13 protein-coding genes are annotated in these 14,007 nt (G+C 67.3%); 8 read left to right on the top strand and 5 right to left on the bottom strand.

What is annotated here, in order from left to right; genetic code table 11:
* Positions 1-206: 206 nt before the first annotated feature.
* Positions 207-1,307, top strand: coding sequence for an adenosine deaminase (locus tag ACLJRM_RS12495; protein ID WP_410663053.1), 1,101 nt, complete (start codon positions 207-209; stop codon positions 1,305-1,307).
* 88 nt (positions 1,308-1,395) lie between these two features.
* Positions 1,396-2,604 carry an MFS transporter gene (locus tag ACLJRM_RS12500; protein ID WP_410663184.1) on the top strand — a complete coding sequence of 403 codons (1,209 nt, stop codon included), beginning with the start codon at positions 1,396-1,398 and terminating at the stop codon, positions 2,602-2,604.
* Between the two features lie 20 nt (positions 2,605-2,624).
* On the opposite strand, the gene ACLJRM_RS12505 is transcribed toward ACLJRM_RS12500, so the two are convergent.
* Positions 2,625-3,872, bottom strand: a complete 1,248-nt coding sequence (locus ACLJRM_RS12505; protein ID WP_101612314.1) for a primosomal protein — start codon at positions 3,870-3,872, stop codon at positions 2,625-2,627.
* A 154-nt stretch (positions 3,873-4,026) separates the two neighbouring features.
* Here ACLJRM_RS12505 and ACLJRM_RS12510 point away from each other — a divergent pair, with 154 nt between their 5' ends.
* On the top strand, positions 4,027-6,537 hold the full coding sequence (locus ACLJRM_RS12510; RefSeq protein ID WP_410663054.1) for a DEAD/DEAH box helicase: 2,511 nt from the start codon (positions 4,027-4,029) through the stop codon (positions 6,535-6,537).
* A 19-nt stretch (positions 6,538-6,556) separates the two neighbouring features.
* Here the strand turns inward: ACLJRM_RS12510 and ACLJRM_RS12515 are convergent, their stop codons facing one another.
* Positions 6,557-7,231, bottom strand: a complete 675-nt coding sequence (locus ACLJRM_RS12515) for a hypothetical protein (protein WP_101612316.1) — start codon at positions 7,229-7,231, stop codon at positions 6,557-6,559.
* 54 nt (positions 7,232-7,285) lie between these two features.
* The gene (locus ACLJRM_RS12520; RefSeq protein WP_410663055.1) at positions 7,286-7,882 is read right to left on the bottom strand and encodes an NADPH-dependent F420 reductase; all 597 of its coding nucleotides are present in this window, start codon (positions 7,880-7,882) and stop codon (positions 7,286-7,288) included.
* 76 nt (positions 7,883-7,958) lie between these two features.
* Between ACLJRM_RS12520 and ACLJRM_RS12525 the strand changes: the two genes are divergently transcribed.
* The gene (locus ACLJRM_RS12525) at positions 7,959-8,327 is read left to right on the top strand and encodes a winged helix-turn-helix transcriptional regulator (protein ID WP_410663056.1); all 369 of its coding nucleotides are present in this window, start codon (positions 7,959-7,961) and stop codon (positions 8,325-8,327) included.
* Here the strand turns inward: ACLJRM_RS12525 and ACLJRM_RS12530 are convergent.
* Positions 8,296-9,276, bottom strand: a complete 981-nt coding sequence (locus ACLJRM_RS12530) for a sugar-binding transcriptional regulator (protein WP_101612319.1) — start codon at positions 9,274-9,276, stop codon at positions 8,296-8,298. The two genes, ACLJRM_RS12525 and ACLJRM_RS12530, sit on opposite strands and share 32 nt — an antisense overlap.
* 144 nt (positions 9,277-9,420) lie before the next feature.
* On the opposite strand from ACLJRM_RS12530, the gene ACLJRM_RS12535 reads away from it, so the two are divergent.
* Genes ACLJRM_RS12535 through ACLJRM_RS12550 form a run of 4 tightly spaced genes read left to right on the top strand, consistent with a single transcriptional unit; the run spans position 9,421 to position 13,505 of the window.
* Positions 9,421-10,425, top strand: a complete 1,005-nt coding sequence (locus ACLJRM_RS12535; RefSeq protein WP_410604557.1) for a zinc-dependent alcohol dehydrogenase family protein — start codon at positions 9,421-9,423, stop codon at positions 10,423-10,425.
* A complete protein-coding gene (locus ACLJRM_RS12540; protein ID WP_410663057.1) occupies positions 10,418-11,758 on the top strand; it encodes an ABC transporter substrate-binding protein in 1,341 nt (446 codons plus the stop codon). Before ACLJRM_RS12535 ends, ACLJRM_RS12540 begins: the two co-directional genes overlap by 8 nt.
* Complete coding sequence (locus ACLJRM_RS12545) at positions 11,758-12,693, top strand: carbohydrate ABC transporter permease (RefSeq protein WP_101612322.1); 936 nt, start codon at positions 11,758-11,760, stop codon at positions 12,691-12,693. Before ACLJRM_RS12540 ends, ACLJRM_RS12545 begins: the two co-directional genes overlap by 1 nt.
* Positions 12,690-13,505 (top strand): carbohydrate ABC transporter permease, encoded by an 816-nt coding sequence (locus ACLJRM_RS12550; protein WP_410663058.1) that lies wholly within the window; start codon positions 12,690-12,692, stop codon positions 13,503-13,505. Before ACLJRM_RS12545 ends, ACLJRM_RS12550 begins: the two co-directional genes overlap by 4 nt.
* A gap of 299 nt (positions 13,506-13,804) precedes the next feature.
* On the opposite strand, the gene ACLJRM_RS12555 is transcribed toward ACLJRM_RS12550, so the two are convergent.
* Entirely contained in the window at positions 13,805-13,999 is a 195-nt protein-coding gene (locus tag ACLJRM_RS12555; protein WP_101612324.1) for a ferredoxin, read from the bottom strand.
* Between the last annotated feature and the right edge of the window lie 8 nt (positions 14,000-14,007).

Raw genomic sequence — 14,007 nt, forward strand, 5'->3', positions numbered from 1 at the left:
GGTGTCCTTCGTGGGCGGGGAAATGGGAGGGACGTGACGTGAAGCTTATCCATTGCGAAATTGCTGTGCGTATGGCCCCCGGGTATCGGACAATGCCGAGCTCTGCCCTGATGGCCGATTCAGCCCGTGATCGACAAAGCTGAGGGTTAACCGGCGCCGGAGAGTTACCTCCATGTAGGGGAATGACAGCCTGGTTACCGTTACGTATGTCCTCTGAAAGCACCAGTTCCCGCATCCCGGAGGCGGTACTGACCCGCGCTCCCAAGGTCCTCCTGCACGACCACCTGGACGGCGGCTTGCGTCCCGCGACGGTCGCCGAACTCGCCGACCTGACCGGGTACACCGCCTTGCCCACCAGTGATCCCGTCGACCTCGGCCGATGGTTCCGCGACGCCGCTGATTCCGGCTCTCTCGTCTCGTACCTTGAGACGTTCGCGCATACCTGCGGCGTGATGCAGACCGAGGAAGCGCTGGTCAGAGTGGCCGCCGAAGCGGTCGAAGACCTCGCCGCCGACGGGGTCGTGTACGCCGAGGTGCGCTATGCCCCCGAACTCTTCGTCGAACGCGGGCTGTCACTCGATGCGGTGGTCGAGGCTATTCAGGCCGGGTTCGCGGAAGGTGAACGGAGAGTGGCGGCCGCGGGCGGCCGGATCCGGGTCGGGACGTTGCTCTGCGCGATGCGCCAGCACGCCCGCGCGCTCGAGATCGCCGGTCTCGCCGTCCGCTACCGCGACGCCGGCGTCGTCGGGTTCGACATCGCCGGACCGGAAGACGGATTTCCGCCTACCAGAAATCTCGACGCATTCGAGTTTTTGCGGACGAATAATGCGCATTTCACCATTCATGCCGGGGAGGCGTTCGGGCTCGCGTCCATTTGGGAGGCGATTCAGCATTGCGGCGCGGAGCGGCTCGGCCACGGTGTGCGCATCGTCGACGACATCAAGACCGACAGTGACGGCACGGTCCATTTGGGACGGTTGGCCGCCTACGTCCGCGACCGCCGGATCCCGCTGGAGATCTGCCCCACGTCCAATGTCCAGACGGGAGCGGTGCGCTCGCTCGGCGAGCATCCCATCGGCCTGCTCGCCCGGCTGCGCTTCCGGGTCACCGTCAACACCGACAACCGGCTGATGAGCGGCTGCTCGATGACCAGCGAATTCGCCGCGCTGGCCGAGGCCTTCGGCTTCGGGCTGGCCGATCTCGAGTGGTTCACCATCAATGCGATGAAATCCGCGTTCCTCGATTTCGACCAGCGGCTCGACATCATCAACACGGTCATCAAGCCCGGGTACGCCGCGCTGCGCTGACGCCCGAGGGGCGGTTGCGTTCGTTAGCATAGCCAACTATATTTCACTATATAGGAGAACTTTCCCAAATAGTGGAACGGTGGCGACGATGGCGCAGGTCATGGACGTGGGGATCGGCGGAAAACGACGCTGGCTCATCCTCGCGCTCGGCCTCGCCGCGCAGACCGCGAGCTGTTCGTTCCTCTACGGGATCCCGTTCCTGGTGCCGTCCATGCAGCGTGCGGAGGGCCTCAGCCTCGCCGAAGCGGGAACGGTGGTCGCGGCGCCGAGTCTTGGCCTGTTGTTCACCTTGATCCTGTGGGGTGCGGCCGCGGACCGTTACGGAGAGCGTTTGGTAATGGCGCTCGGACTGGGCGTCTCGGGGTTACTCCTCGTGTACGCGGCCGCCGGTGACCACTCGCTCGGGATCCTCTTTGGAGTGTTCCTGCTCGCCGGTGCGAGCACCGCGTCAGTGAACGCCGCGAGCGGCCGGGCCGTCCTCGGCTGGTTCGGCCCGGCCGAACGGGGCTTCGCGATGGGCATCCGCCAGATGGCCCAGCCGCTCGGGGTGGGCGTCGCCGCGTTCGGCCTCCCGCCGCTCGCGGATCGCTGGGGTTTCCAGGTCTCGCTCATGCTGCCCGCGCTGGCCGCGATCGTCGTCGCGCTGCTCGTCGCCTGGCTGCTGGTCGACCCGCCGCGTCCGGAGACCGGGGCGGGCACGGGGGAGAAGCCGCCGTCGCCGTACCGGAAGCCGGCGTTGTGGCGGGTCCACGGCGCGAGCGCGTTGCTCGTCGTCCCGCAGTTCACCGTCTCCGCGTTCACGCCGGTGTACCTGGTGACCATGCATCACTGGACGGCCGCGTCGGCGGGCTGGTTCGTCGGGGCCGTGCAGATCCTCGGCGCGCTGGGCAGGCTCGTTTCGGGCCGCTGGTCCGACCGCGTCGGCAGCCGGTTGCGGCCGATGCGGCAACTCGCGATCGCGAGTGCCGCGGTGATGCTGTTGGTCGCGCTCGGGGACGCGACGGGCCCGTGGCTGGTGCTGCTCGCGCTCGTCCTGGCCGCGGTGATCACCGTGTCCGACAACGGACTCGGCTTCACCGCGTCGGCGGAGATGGCCGGGCTCGCGTGGGCGGGCCGGGCGATGGGCACGCAGAACACCGGCCAGAACATCGCCGCCGCGCTGACCCCGCCGATGCTGGGCCTCGTGATCGGCGATTCGCGGTACGCCCTGGCGTTCTGCGTGGCCGCGGTCTTCCCGGTGCTGGCCATCGCGCTGGTGCCCGTCAAAGACGAAAAGAGCCCCTCAGGACGAACCTGAGGGGCCCTTTCGCGGGTGGATCAGACGACCGTGAGGCGGTTCTCGAAGGTCTCGACGAGCTTGCGCCACTCGGACTGCTCGGCGTCGAACGGGGCACTCGGCTCGAGGCGAGTGGGGTCCGGCCGCAGCACGAACGACACCAGCCAGCCGAGGCTTTCGTTGGCGGCCAGCGCGGTTTCGACGCTGTCGTCCTCGGCCCACTCGGCGGCGTCGGTGATCAGCTCGACGGCCAGCTCCAGCTGGGTCGGGTCGATCGACTCGGGCCCTTCGGCGATGTCGTCGGCGATCCCGGTCAGCACGTAGGTGTTCTCGGTGTCGACCTCGATCTCGAGCTCGCCCGCGGTGGCCTTCGTGGTCACCTCGTCCCAAGTGGACACTTGGGCGAGATCGTTGTCCGCCAGCTCCTTGCCGTCCGCGATCGCGCGGATCAGGGCCTTCTCGGAGGAGAAGACGTCGATCTCGCCTTCACTGCCGAGGAAGATCGGCTTGTCGTCGAGATAGCAGCGCAGGGTGTAGTACTCGGCGCCGGAGGTGATGATCTTGATCGGGTCGATGCCGACCTCGCCCCAGAAGCCGACGGGCTCGTCGTCTTCCTCGTCATCGTCCGCGTCGACGTCTTCGAGGTCCTCGTCGTCAGCGGCGGCGGCCTCGGCTTCGGCGGACTCCGCGAGGAAGGTCGCGAGCTCCTCCGCCGTCTGCTCCAGCAGCTTCTCGTCGACGTCGGGCGCGGTCACGAGACCGTCGATCGCGTCGAGCACGATGTCCCACTTCTCGGAGACGGCCTGCGAGAGGTCGGCCCAGAGGCGCTCGCCGTCGCGGCCGGAGAAGGGCAGCGTGCCCTGATCCAGCAGCGAGAAGCTCTCGTGCGCGTCCAGGACCTCGTGGACGTCTTCGAGCTCGCACACGTCCGCGAGCGAACGCACGATGCCGATGATCTCGGCCAGCTCGCCCAGCGTCCACTGGTCCGGCTTCTCGGCGACGAGCTCGGGGACACCCACCAGGTCGTAGGTGTGGTCGTCGTCCGGGATCAGCTCGGGGACGTTCAGCGCCGGTACGACCTCCCACGCGGGGTGGTCGAGCAGGTCGTGCTGCTCCGAAGTCCGCACGAACGCGGCGAGATGCGCGGCGTCGGGGAAGGCGTACAGGTCTTCCTCGTCGCCGAGGAAGGCTTCCCACTCCTCGCCGTCTTCCCGCCAGCGCGGCGCCCAGAGAGTGACGACGTCACCCTGTGGCAGGCCGAGTTCGATCGGGATGATGTCCTGTGCCATTCCTTAGCCCTCTCGGATTACCGCCCGTGTACGCGCGGCCGGATGATGTCATGCCCGGTGGGTGCGCGGTACCGCGAAGCCTACGGGTTTCCACCGATGGGCGCGATCACCCCTGGGCAAGAAGCGACCAACGGATGGCACGATAGGTCCTCTGATGACTCTTACAGACCTCCTGCCTGCGGATCCCGACCCCGACTCGCTGTTCGAAGCCTTCTCCACCTGGACGGCCGAGCGCGGGTTAGAGCTGTACCCCGCGCAGGAGGAGGCCATCATCGAAGTGGTCTCCGGCGCGAACCTGATCCTGTCGACGCCGACGGGGTCCGGGAAGAGCCTGGTCGCCGTCGGGGCCCACTTCACCGCGCTCGCGTACGGCCGCCGCAGCTACTACACGGCCCCGATCAAGGCTCTCGTCTCGGAGAAGTTCTTCCAGCTCATCGAGATCTTCGGCCCGGAGAACGTCGGCATGATGACCGGCGACTCCGCGGTGAACGCCGACGCGCCGATCATCTGCTGCACGGCGGAAATCCTGGCGAACATGGCGTTGCGGTTCGGTGCCGACGCGCCGGTCGGCCAGGTCATCGCGGACGAGTTCCACTTCTACTCCGAGCCCGACCGCGGCTGGGCGTGGCAGGTGCCGCTGCTGGAACTGCCGAAGGCGCAGTTCGTGCTGATGTCGGCGACACTCGGCGACGTCTCGTTCTTCGAGAAGGACCTCACCCGCCGGACCGGGCGGCCGACCGCGGTGGTCACTTCGGCGGAGCGGCCCGTGCCGCTCACCTTCCGCTACGCGCTGACGCCGTTGCACGAGACGATGTCCGAGCTGCTCAACGGCGGTCAGTCGCCGGTCTACGTCGTGCACTTCTCGCAGGCGGCGGCGATCGAGCGCGCGCAGACGCTGATGAGCATCAACGTCACCACCAAGGCGGAAAAGGAGGCCATCGCCGAGCTGCTCGGTGATTTCCGCTTCGCCGCCGGGTTCGGGAAGACGCTGTCGCGGCTGGTCCGGCACGGTATCGGCGTGCACCACGCCGGGATGCTGCCGAAGTACCGGCGCCTGGTCGAACAGCTCGCGCAAGCCGGGCTGCTGAAGGTGATCTGCGGAACCGACACGCTCGGCGTCGGCATCAACGTACCTATCCGCACAGTGGTCTTCTCCGCGCTGACGAAGTACGACGGAGTGCGGCAGCGGCACCTCAAGGCGCGTGAGTTCCACCAGATCGCCGGACGCGCGGGCCGGGCAGGCTACGACACCGACGGGTACGTCGTCGTGCAGGCACCGGACCACGTCGTCGAAAACGCCAAGGCGCTGGAGAAGGCGGGCGACGATCCCAAGAAGAAAAAGAAGATCGTCCGCAAGAAGGCGCCCGAAGGGTTCGTCAACTGGACGGAGAGCACCTTCGACCGGCTGATCGCGGCCGAACCGGAACCGCTCACTTCGAGCTTCCACGTCAGCCACTCGATGCTGCTGAACGTCGTCTCCCGGCCGGGCAACGCGTTCGATTCGATGCGGCATCTGCTGGAGGGCAACCATTCCGACCGTCCCGCTCAGCGGAAACTGATCCTGCGCGCGATCGCGATCTACCGCGCGCTGCTCGCGGCCGGTGTCGTGGAACGGCTCGACGAACCCGACGAGCAGGGCCGGATCGTCCGGCTCACCGTGGACCTGCAGTTCGACTTCGCGCTGAACCAGCCGCTTTCGCCGTTCGCGCTGGCCGCGATCGAACTGCTCGACGTCGAATCGCCGTCCTATCCGCTCGACGTCGTGTCCATTGTGGAATCCACAGTGGACAATCCTCGTCCGGTCCTTTCGCAGCAGCAGTTCAAGGCGCGCGGCGAGGCCGTGCAGGCGATGAAGGCCGAAGGCATCGAGTACGACGAGCGGATGGAACTGCTCGAGAACGTCACGTACCCGAAGCCGCTGGAGGAACTGCTGGAAGCGGCGTATTCCCGCTACCGGCAAGGACATCCGTGGGTCGACGACTACGAGCTCAAGCCGAAGTCCGTCGTGCGCGACATGTACGAGCGCGCGATGAACTTCGTCGAGTACATCGGGTTCTACCAGCTCGCCCGCTCGGAAGGGCTGGTGCTGCGGTACCTCACCGACACCTACGACTCGCTCCGGCACACGGTTCCCGACGAGGCCAAGACCGAGGGGCTGCAGGACCTCATCGAATGGCTGGGTGAACTGGTGCGCCAGGTCGACTCGAGCCTGCTGGACGAATGGGAAGCCTTGCGGCATCCCGAAGAAGAGGGTCCGGTTTCGGTCCGGCCGCCGTCCGAACCGCCCGCGGTCACGCGGAACGAGCGGGCCTTCCGGGTGCTCGTGCGGAACGAGCTGTTCCGGCGGGTCGAGCTGGCGTCGCGGCGGTCCTTCTGGGCGCTCGGTGAACTGGACGCGGCGTCGGGCTGGGACGCGGACGCGTGGGAAGACGCCATCGAGGACTACTTCGACGAGCACGAAACGCTCGGCATCGGGCCGGACGCCCGCGGGCCGCAGCTGCTGATCATCGAGAAGGAGGCGGAGGTCTGGCGGCTGCGGCAGATCTTCGACGATCCGGCGGGCGATCACGACTGGGGCATCAGCGCGGAGGTCGACTTGGCCGCTTCGGACGAAGCCGGTGCGGCGGTCATCCGGATCACGGCGGTGGACCGGCTCGGGGGCTGAAGGGGACTTTCCCCGCATGTCATGTGGGGAAAGCGCCCTTCACCGCGTGGGATGAGGGGAAGGCGTCCTTCAGCTCCCGGCGGCGCTGGACCAGCCGCACGATCAGCACGATCAGCGAGAGCGCCGGCAACGGGTACCCGAGCATCAGGCCCACCGTGATGTCGGCGAGCGGCGCGGCGACGGCGGCGACGAACATCCACGTCGGCGCCGTCGGCAGTTTCGGTCCGGTCCGGGCCTTGCCCCACGGCTTCGCCACCGAAAGCCACGCCTGGAACGCCAGCGCGCTCGCCATCAGCGCGGTGCCCGCCACCAGCGCCACCGACGCGGGCGCCGGATCACCGGCCCTCGCCGCCACGACGGAGTCCCGCAAAGCGCCCGACAGCAGGAAGATCCCGGCGTAGAGCTGCACGAGCGTGATCACGAACTTCGCCAGCACCCACCAATGCCGGGTGAAACCCCACGCCGTCGTCGCGGCGAGCATGAAGCCGGTGAAGGCCGACGCGTTGGCGAGCGGTGCCAGGAGAAGCGAGTCGATCTCGTGCGCCATGGACGTCGCCGCGACGCGGATCGCGCCGTCGTCGGTGGTGCGCCCGATCGCCAGGAGGGTGAACAGCGCCAAGGCCTGTCCCATCCAGCCCACCGAAGAGACGACGTGCAGCCAAACGGTCAGCTGTCGCCAGGTTTTCTTCGCCATGCCGTACACATTCGCGTGCGCACCCGGCCCGGCACATCCGGGGCGACCCTGAGATCAGGCCGGAAGGGGAGGGAAACAGGCCTGGGCGTCGTGGCCGTCGAACCACAGCCCGACCATGAACGCCATGATCGCCTCCATCAGCCGCGCCCGGTCGAGCCCGCCGGCGTTCAGTGGCGTGCACCCGATGTCGCGGACCAGGGAGCTCACCACCCCGACTGCCTCCGGCGGGCCGCAGAGCGGGACCGCGAGCGGGCGGCCGCCGAACGCCGGGGGAGTCATCCGCCAGACGTCGACGTGACACAGGTTGAACGCCTTGACCACGTGCGCGTCTCCTGCCGCGAGAGCGATGCGCGCGGCCTGGTCGGGGATCGTGAGCACGGCGCCGGGGCCGACCGCGTTGGTGCAGTCGATCAGCACCTTCCCGGCGAGATTCCCCGCGGCGGCAACGACTTCCGTCACCGCGTCGGCGGGAACGGCGAGCAGGATCACCTCGCTCGCGGCGGCGGCTTCCGCCCAGGTGCCCACTCGGGCGGAGATCGCGGCGGCCTTGGCCCGGTCGCGCGCGGCGACCATCACCTCGTGCCCCGCCGCCGTCCACTGGCCCCCGAGCGCTTCCGCCATCCCACCCGCGCCGAAAATACCGATACGCATTGTGCCGCTCCCTAAGATCGAGTTACAGCACGACGGTAGAAAGCCGCGCGGGTACCAAGTGGTTACCGGAGGTCCCATGAACGACGTCTTCCTCGCCGATTGCCGTGCCCGGCTGGCCTTCGACCTGATGGCGAACACGTGGAATCCCGTCGTTCTCTGGGCCCTGCGGGACGGCGCGCTCCGCCCGGCCGAGTTGCGGCGACGGCTCGGCGGGATCAGTACGAAGGTGCTCACGGAGACTGTCCGGCGGCTGGAGTTCAACGGCCTGGTCAGCAGGCGTGACTGTGGCCGGACGGCGAAGGTCGAGTACGCGCTGACGGACCTCGGGACCACCTTGCTGGCGCCCATCGAGGCCTTCGGGGAGTGGGCCTTCCGTCACGGTGACGAGGTGATGGCGGCGCAGGACGAGGCGGCTAAGCGGGCGGGCGAGCCTCGGCCAGCTTGAGGAGCGGGACGGCCGCGGCGGCGTCGGTGATCAGTGTCGAGACCATGCCGGAGCGCAGGACGGCGTCTATCGCTTCGGCCTTCGGCTCCGTGTAGCCCAGCGCGATCACCTCGGGGACCGCCAGGAGTTCTTCGGCGCTTATGGCCAGCACGTGGTGGGCCAGCCCGGTCGACATCGGTGTCCCGTCGGCGTCGAACAGGCGCGCGGAAACCTCCGCTTTGGCACCTCGTTTCGCTATGGCGCTCCGCTCCGTTTCGTCGAGCGCGTCGTAAACCGTCGATTCCTCGGGCTTCCACGCGCCGATGCTGACGACGGCCTTGGTCAGGTTCTTGAACTGCCCGAAGGTTTCCGCGATCCCCGGCTGCCTGCGCAGCGTCTCGGTGGTGCGGCGGTCGGGGAGGACGAGCGGTCCGAAGATCGGGTACGCCTGCCCGCCGGAGACCGACGCGACCCGGCTGACCGTCTCCACCGAACGGTCCCGCATGTCCATTCCCGCCTGCACCCCGCACAGTTGCACGACCGGGCATTTCGGCAGCGACTGGATCGCTTCGGTCATCGCGTTCACGGAACGTGCCCACGACAGGCCGAGAACGTCGCCGGGAGTGATGATCTCGGTCAGGAGCCGGGCCGCGAGCGTGCCGATCTTCCGCCGGGCCACTTCGCGCGATTCCGGTTCCGGTGCTCGTTCGAGCACGAGCACCCGGTCCAGCCGGTACGCGGCGCGAATCTCTTCGGACAGCACGAGATCGACCGGCGCCGGCAGCCGGAACTCGACCTTGACGATGCCGCTCTCCCTGGCCGTGTCGAGCATCCGGGCGACTTTGAACCGGCTGATGCCGAACTCGTCGGCGATCTCGAGTTTCGAGGCGCCCTGCTCGTAGAACCGCCGCGCCACCGCGGCCAGGCGCAGTGACTCCACCAGGCCGGGCCTCTGCTTCTTACCGCTCATTTGAGCACTATAGCGCGAAATCCACCCGAAAGGTTGACGTAACAACTGGGAAAAGTTCACCATGCTGGTGCATTAACAGCGCTGACATGCAGTCCGAAGCATGGGCCCACCCCGCTCAAATGAGCGGAGAGAAGAGGAACTGGCATGCGTGCCGCGATCGTGGACAAGCCCGGTGAGATCAGGGTCGGCGAGGTACCCGATCCCAAACCGGGGGATCGCCAGGTCGTCGTCAAGGTCGGCGCCTGCGGGATCTGCGGGACCGATCTCCACATCGCCGACGGGCATTTCCCGCCGACGCCCTATCCGATCGTCCCCGGCCACGAGTTCGCCGGTGAGATCGTCGAACTCGGCGCCGACGTGCCGGGTGGCTGGAAGGTCGGCGACCGGGTGGCCGTCGACCCGTCCTTGTTCTGCGGCTACTGCAAACCCTGCCGGTCCGGCCGCGGCAACCTCTGCGAGAACTGGAATGCGACCGGCGACACCGTGAACGGCGCTTTCGCCGAGTACGTCGCCGTTCCGTCGGCGAACTGCTATCGCATGCCGGACACGATGACCTGGGAACAGGGCGCGCTCGTCGAGCCGGTTTCCTGCGCGGTCCACGGCGTGCGCCGGATCGGTGTCGAGGCGGGGGAGCGGTTCCTCGTCGTCGGCGCGGGCACGATGGGCCTGATCATGCAGCAGTTGCTGCAGCGTGCGGGCGCCCACGTGACGGTGGTCGACCGCAACACCTCCCGCCTCGGCCGTGCCAAGGACCTCGGCGCTGTCGCGGTCGCCGGTGACGTGAAGGATCTGGACGACGAGAAGTTCGACGCCGCCGCGGACTGCACCGGCGCCGCGCCCGCCATCGAAGCCGCCTTCGACTCCCTCCAGCGCGGAGGCCGCTTGCTGGTCTTCGGGGTCGCGCCCGCCGAAGCACGCGTCGCGCTTTCGCCGTTCCGGATCTACAACGACGAAATCACCGTCGTCGGCTCGATGGCCGTCATGAACAGCTTCGGCGCCGCGCTCGATCTGGTCGCCGACGGCGCCGTCGACACCGGCGCGCTGCTCACCGACACGCTGCCGCTGGAGCAGTACCCCGACGCGCTCGCCCTCATGCGCAGCGGCGCCGGCCTGAAGGTGCAGGTCTTACCGGGAGGCGAAAGTGCGTAAAGCAGTCGCTCTGCTCGCGGTTCTCTCGCTGGCCCTCACCGGTTGCGCCGGTGCGGGCGCGCTCGGGACCGGTGACCGGACGCTCGTGGTCGGGATCGTCGCGAACCCGCAGATGAAGGACGCCATCGAGCTTTCCGGCGAGTTCGAGAAGGCGAATCCCGGCGTCACCCTCAAGTTCGTGTCGCTGCCCGAAAACCAGGCACGCGCGAAGATCACCGCGTCGACGGCCACCGAGGGCGGCGAATTCGACGTCGTCATGATCAGCAACTACGAAGCCCCGCAGTGGGCGGCGAACGGCTGGCTCGAAAACCTCGAGCCGCATATCGCGGCGAACCCCGCCTACGACTCGGCCGACTTCATCCCGAGCATCAAGGAATCCTTGTCGCACAACGGATCGATGTACGCGGTGCCGTTCTACGGCGAGTCGTCGTTCCTGGCCTACCGGAAGGACCTGTTCGAGCAGGCCGGGATCACCATGCCCGCCAAGCCGACGTGGTCGCAGATCGCCGAGTACGCCGCGAAACTCGACGACAAGTCGAAGGGGCTCGCCGGGATCTGCCTGCGTGGCAAGCCGGGCTGGGGCGAGAGCCTCGCGCCGTTCACCACGGTCGCCAACACCTTCGGCGCGCAGTGGTTCGACAAGGACTGGAACGCCAAGCTGACCAGCCCCGAGTTCAAGGCGGCCGCCGAGTTCTACGTGAACCTCGTGCGGAACCACGGCGAGGTCGGCGCGTCGAGCGCGGGCTTCTCCGAATGCGGCACGCGGTACACCCAGGGCCAGGCCGCGATGTGGTACGACGCCACGGTCATGGCGGGCACGAACGAGGACCCGTCGGCGAGCAAGGTCGTCGGGAAGTCCGGGTACGCCCCGGCGCCGGTGGAGAAGACGCAGGCGAGCGGCTGGCTCTACACGTGGGCGCTGGCGATCCCGAAGGTCGCCAAGGACAAGGACGCCGCCTTCAAGTTCATGGCCTGGATGACCGACAAGGCCTACGTGCAGCGGGTCGCCAAGGAGTTCGGCGACTGGAACCGCGTCCCGCCGGGCGTGCGGAAGTCGACCTACGACATCCCGCAGTATCGCGAGGCCGCCAAGGCCTACGCGCAGCCGACGCTGGACGGGATCGCGGACGCGAACCAGCAGAAGGCGATGGCGAATCCGGTGCCCTACCCCGGGATCCAGTTCGTCGGCATCCCCGAGTTCCAGGATCTCGGCACTCGCGTCAGTCAGCAGCTTTCGGCGGCGATCGCGGGCCAGATCACCGTGGACGAGGCGCTGAAGCAGTCCCAGGAATACGCGCAGACCGTCGGCAAGTCGTATCAGGAGGCGCAGTGATGTCCACGATCTCCGCTCCTGCCCGCACCGAACCCGCCCACACCAAGAAGGCGCCGCCGAAACGCGGCACCGATACGCCGTTCAAACGACGGCTTCCGTTGTTGCCCGCTCTGCTGTTCGTCGTCGCGGTGACGCAGTTGCCGTTCGTGCTGACGGTGTTCTACTCGTTCCAGTCGTGGAACCTGGTGCGGCCGGGTTCGCGGCATTTCGTCGGCCTGCAGAACTACATCGACGTCTTCGCGGACTCGACGTTCCTCGGGGCGCTGCTGAACACCGTCGTGCTGACGGTCGTCTGCGTCTTCTTCTCCCTGTTGCTCGGACTGGGGCTCGCGATCCTGCTGGACCGCAAGTTCCTCGGCCGCGGCGTGGTCCGGACGCTGCTGATCACGCCGTTCCTGATCCTGCCCGCGGCGGGCGCGCTGCTGTGGAAGACGACGATGTTCGACCCGACCTACGGGTTGCTGCACTTCGTGTTCGGCACGGACGTCGACTGGCTTTCGGAGTTCCCGCTCGCGGCGGTGATGGCCCAGGTCGTCTGGCAGTGGACGCCGTTCATGATGCTGCTGATCCTGGCCGGGCTGCAGAGCCAGCCGAAGGACGTCCTGGAGGCCGCGTCGGTCGACGGCGCCGGCCGCTGGCGGACGTTCACCGCGATCACGTTGCCGCATCTGAGCAGGTTCCTGCAGCTGGCGACGTTGCTGGGCGCGATCTACATCGTGAACAGCTTCGACGCGATCTTCCTGATGACCCAGGGCGGTCCGGGCACGGCGAGCACGAACCTGCCCTTCTACATCTACCAACGGGCGTTCCAAGGTTTCGACATCGGGCAGTCGTCCGCGATGGGCGTGATCGTCGTGATCCTGACGATGATCGTCGCGACCTTCGCGCTGCGGCTGATGTTCCGCACGTTCTCGGTGCAGGGAGGCGCGAAATGAAAGGCCGGTTCGGCGCGGGCGCGCTGACGGTCGCGACCTGGGTGATCGCGATCCTGTTCGTGTTCCCGCTGCTGTGGATGATCCTGACGGCCTTCAAACAGGAGGCCGACGCCTACACCGATCCGCCGCGGCTGTTCTTCACTCCGACGCTCGACCAGTTCGCCGGGGTGCTCGAACGAGGATTCCTGCCGTACCTGTCGAATTCGGCGTTCGTCACCGTCATTTCGACGATTTTCGTACTTCTACTGGGAATCCCGGCGGCGTACGCGCTGTCGCTGGCGCCGGTGAAGGGGACGAGCAACGCGCTCGGTTTCTTCCTGTCGACGAAGATGCTGCCGATCGTGGCGGCGATCATCCCGCTGTACGTGATCTCGCAGAACACCCAGCTGCTGGACAACGTGTGGGCGCTGATCATCCTGTACACGTCAATGAACCTGCCGCTGGCCATCTGGATGATGCGGTCGTTCTTCCTCGAAGTGCCGCACGAGATGATCGAAGCGGGCCGGATCGACGGCGCGACCCTGCCGGTGCTGTTGCGGAAGATCATCATGCCGGTCGTCGCGCCCGGGGTGGCCGCGACCGCGCTGATCTGCGTGATCTTCTCGTGGACCGAGTTCTTCTACTCGGTCAACCTCACCGCCGCGCGGGCCGGGACCGTGCCGGTGTTCCTGGTCGGGTTCATCACCAGCGAGGGGTTGTACTGGGCCCAGCTGTCCGCGGCCGCCCTGCTCGCGTCACTGCCGGTGATGATCGTCGGCTGGATCGCGCAGAACCACCTCGTCCGCGGCCTTTCGATGGGCGCGGTCAAGTAACGCCTCGTGAGTTGTTCTGGCTGCCGATGTGGGCGAGTGGGGAAGATTTGGGACGTTCAACGTCCCAAATCTTCCCCACTCGACGGGCGAGGGGATGGTCTGGGCTTGGTCAACGGAGGATTGGGGACGTTGAGTGTCCCCAATCCTCCGTTGATCAAGCTCCGAGACCGGAACACCCCTCGACGATGAAGGAATTGGGACACTCAACGCCCCGAATCCTTCACGCTCGCCCTGGTCAGGGCTAGCTAAGCGAATGCCGGTCCGGTCTAGCCGTCCTTACCGCTCACGAGACCCTCGTCTTACGCGAGTGACAATGCCTGACCGGGGCAGATGTGCACGGCCGTGCGTGCGTTCTCTTCCGCCTCGTCCCCTTCAGGCTCCGGGGTCAGCACGATGACCGTCCCGTCGTCCTCGCTCTGGTCGAACAGGTCGGGGTCGGTGAGCACGCACTGGCCCGCGCCCACGCACTTGCCCGTGTCCGCGATGATCTTCATGGCTCCTC

The sequence above is a fragment of the Amycolatopsis sp. lyj-84 genome, assembly GCF_046549075.1.
In the GTDB taxonomy this organism is placed as follows: Bacteria; Actinomycetota; Actinomycetes; order Mycobacteriales; family Pseudonocardiaceae; genus Amycolatopsis.

Bases quoted from the DNA above. Each gene is read 5' to 3' on its own strand.
- ACLJRM_RS12505 (WP_101612314.1), bottom strand. From the start codon at position 3,872: ATGGCACAGGACATCATCCCGATCGAACTCGGCCTGCCACAGGGTGAC.
- ACLJRM_RS12525 (WP_410663056.1), top strand. From the start codon at position 7,959: ATGAACGACGTCTTCCTCGCCGATTGCCGTGCCCGGCTGGCCTTCGAC.
- ACLJRM_RS12550 (WP_410663058.1), top strand. From the start codon at position 12,690: ATGAAAGGCCGGTTCGGCGCGGGCGCGCTGACGGTCGCGACCTGGGTG.
- ACLJRM_RS12495 (WP_410663053.1), top strand. From the start codon at position 207: ATGTCCTCTGAAAGCACCAGTTCCCGCATCCCGGAGGCGGTACTGACC.
- ACLJRM_RS12545 (WP_101612322.1), top strand. From the start codon at position 11,758: ATGTCCACGATCTCCGCTCCTGCCCGCACCGAACCCGCCCACACCAAG.
- ACLJRM_RS12510 (WP_410663054.1), top strand. From the start codon at position 4,027: ATGACTCTTACAGACCTCCTGCCTGCGGATCCCGACCCCGACTCGCTG.
- ACLJRM_RS12500 (WP_410663184.1), top strand. From the start codon at position 1,396: ATGGCGCAGGTCATGGACGTGGGGATCGGCGGAAAACGACGCTGGCTC.
- ACLJRM_RS12515 (WP_101612316.1), bottom strand. From the start codon at position 7,231: ATGGCGAAGAAAACCTGGCGACAGCTGACCGTTTGGCTGCACGTCGTC.
- ACLJRM_RS12520 (WP_410663055.1), bottom strand. From the start codon at position 7,882: ATGCGTATCGGTATTTTCGGCGCGGGTGGGATGGCGGAAGCGCTCGGG.
- ACLJRM_RS12535 (WP_410604557.1), top strand. From the start codon at position 9,421: ATGCGTGCCGCGATCGTGGACAAGCCCGGTGAGATCAGGGTCGGCGAG.
- ACLJRM_RS12530 (WP_101612319.1), bottom strand. From the start codon at position 9,276: ATGAGCGGTAAGAAGCAGAGGCCCGGCCTGGTGGAGTCACTGCGCCTG.
- ACLJRM_RS12555 (WP_101612324.1), bottom strand. From the start codon at position 13,999: ATGAAGATCATCGCGGACACGGGCAAGTGCGTGGGCGCGGGCCAGTGC.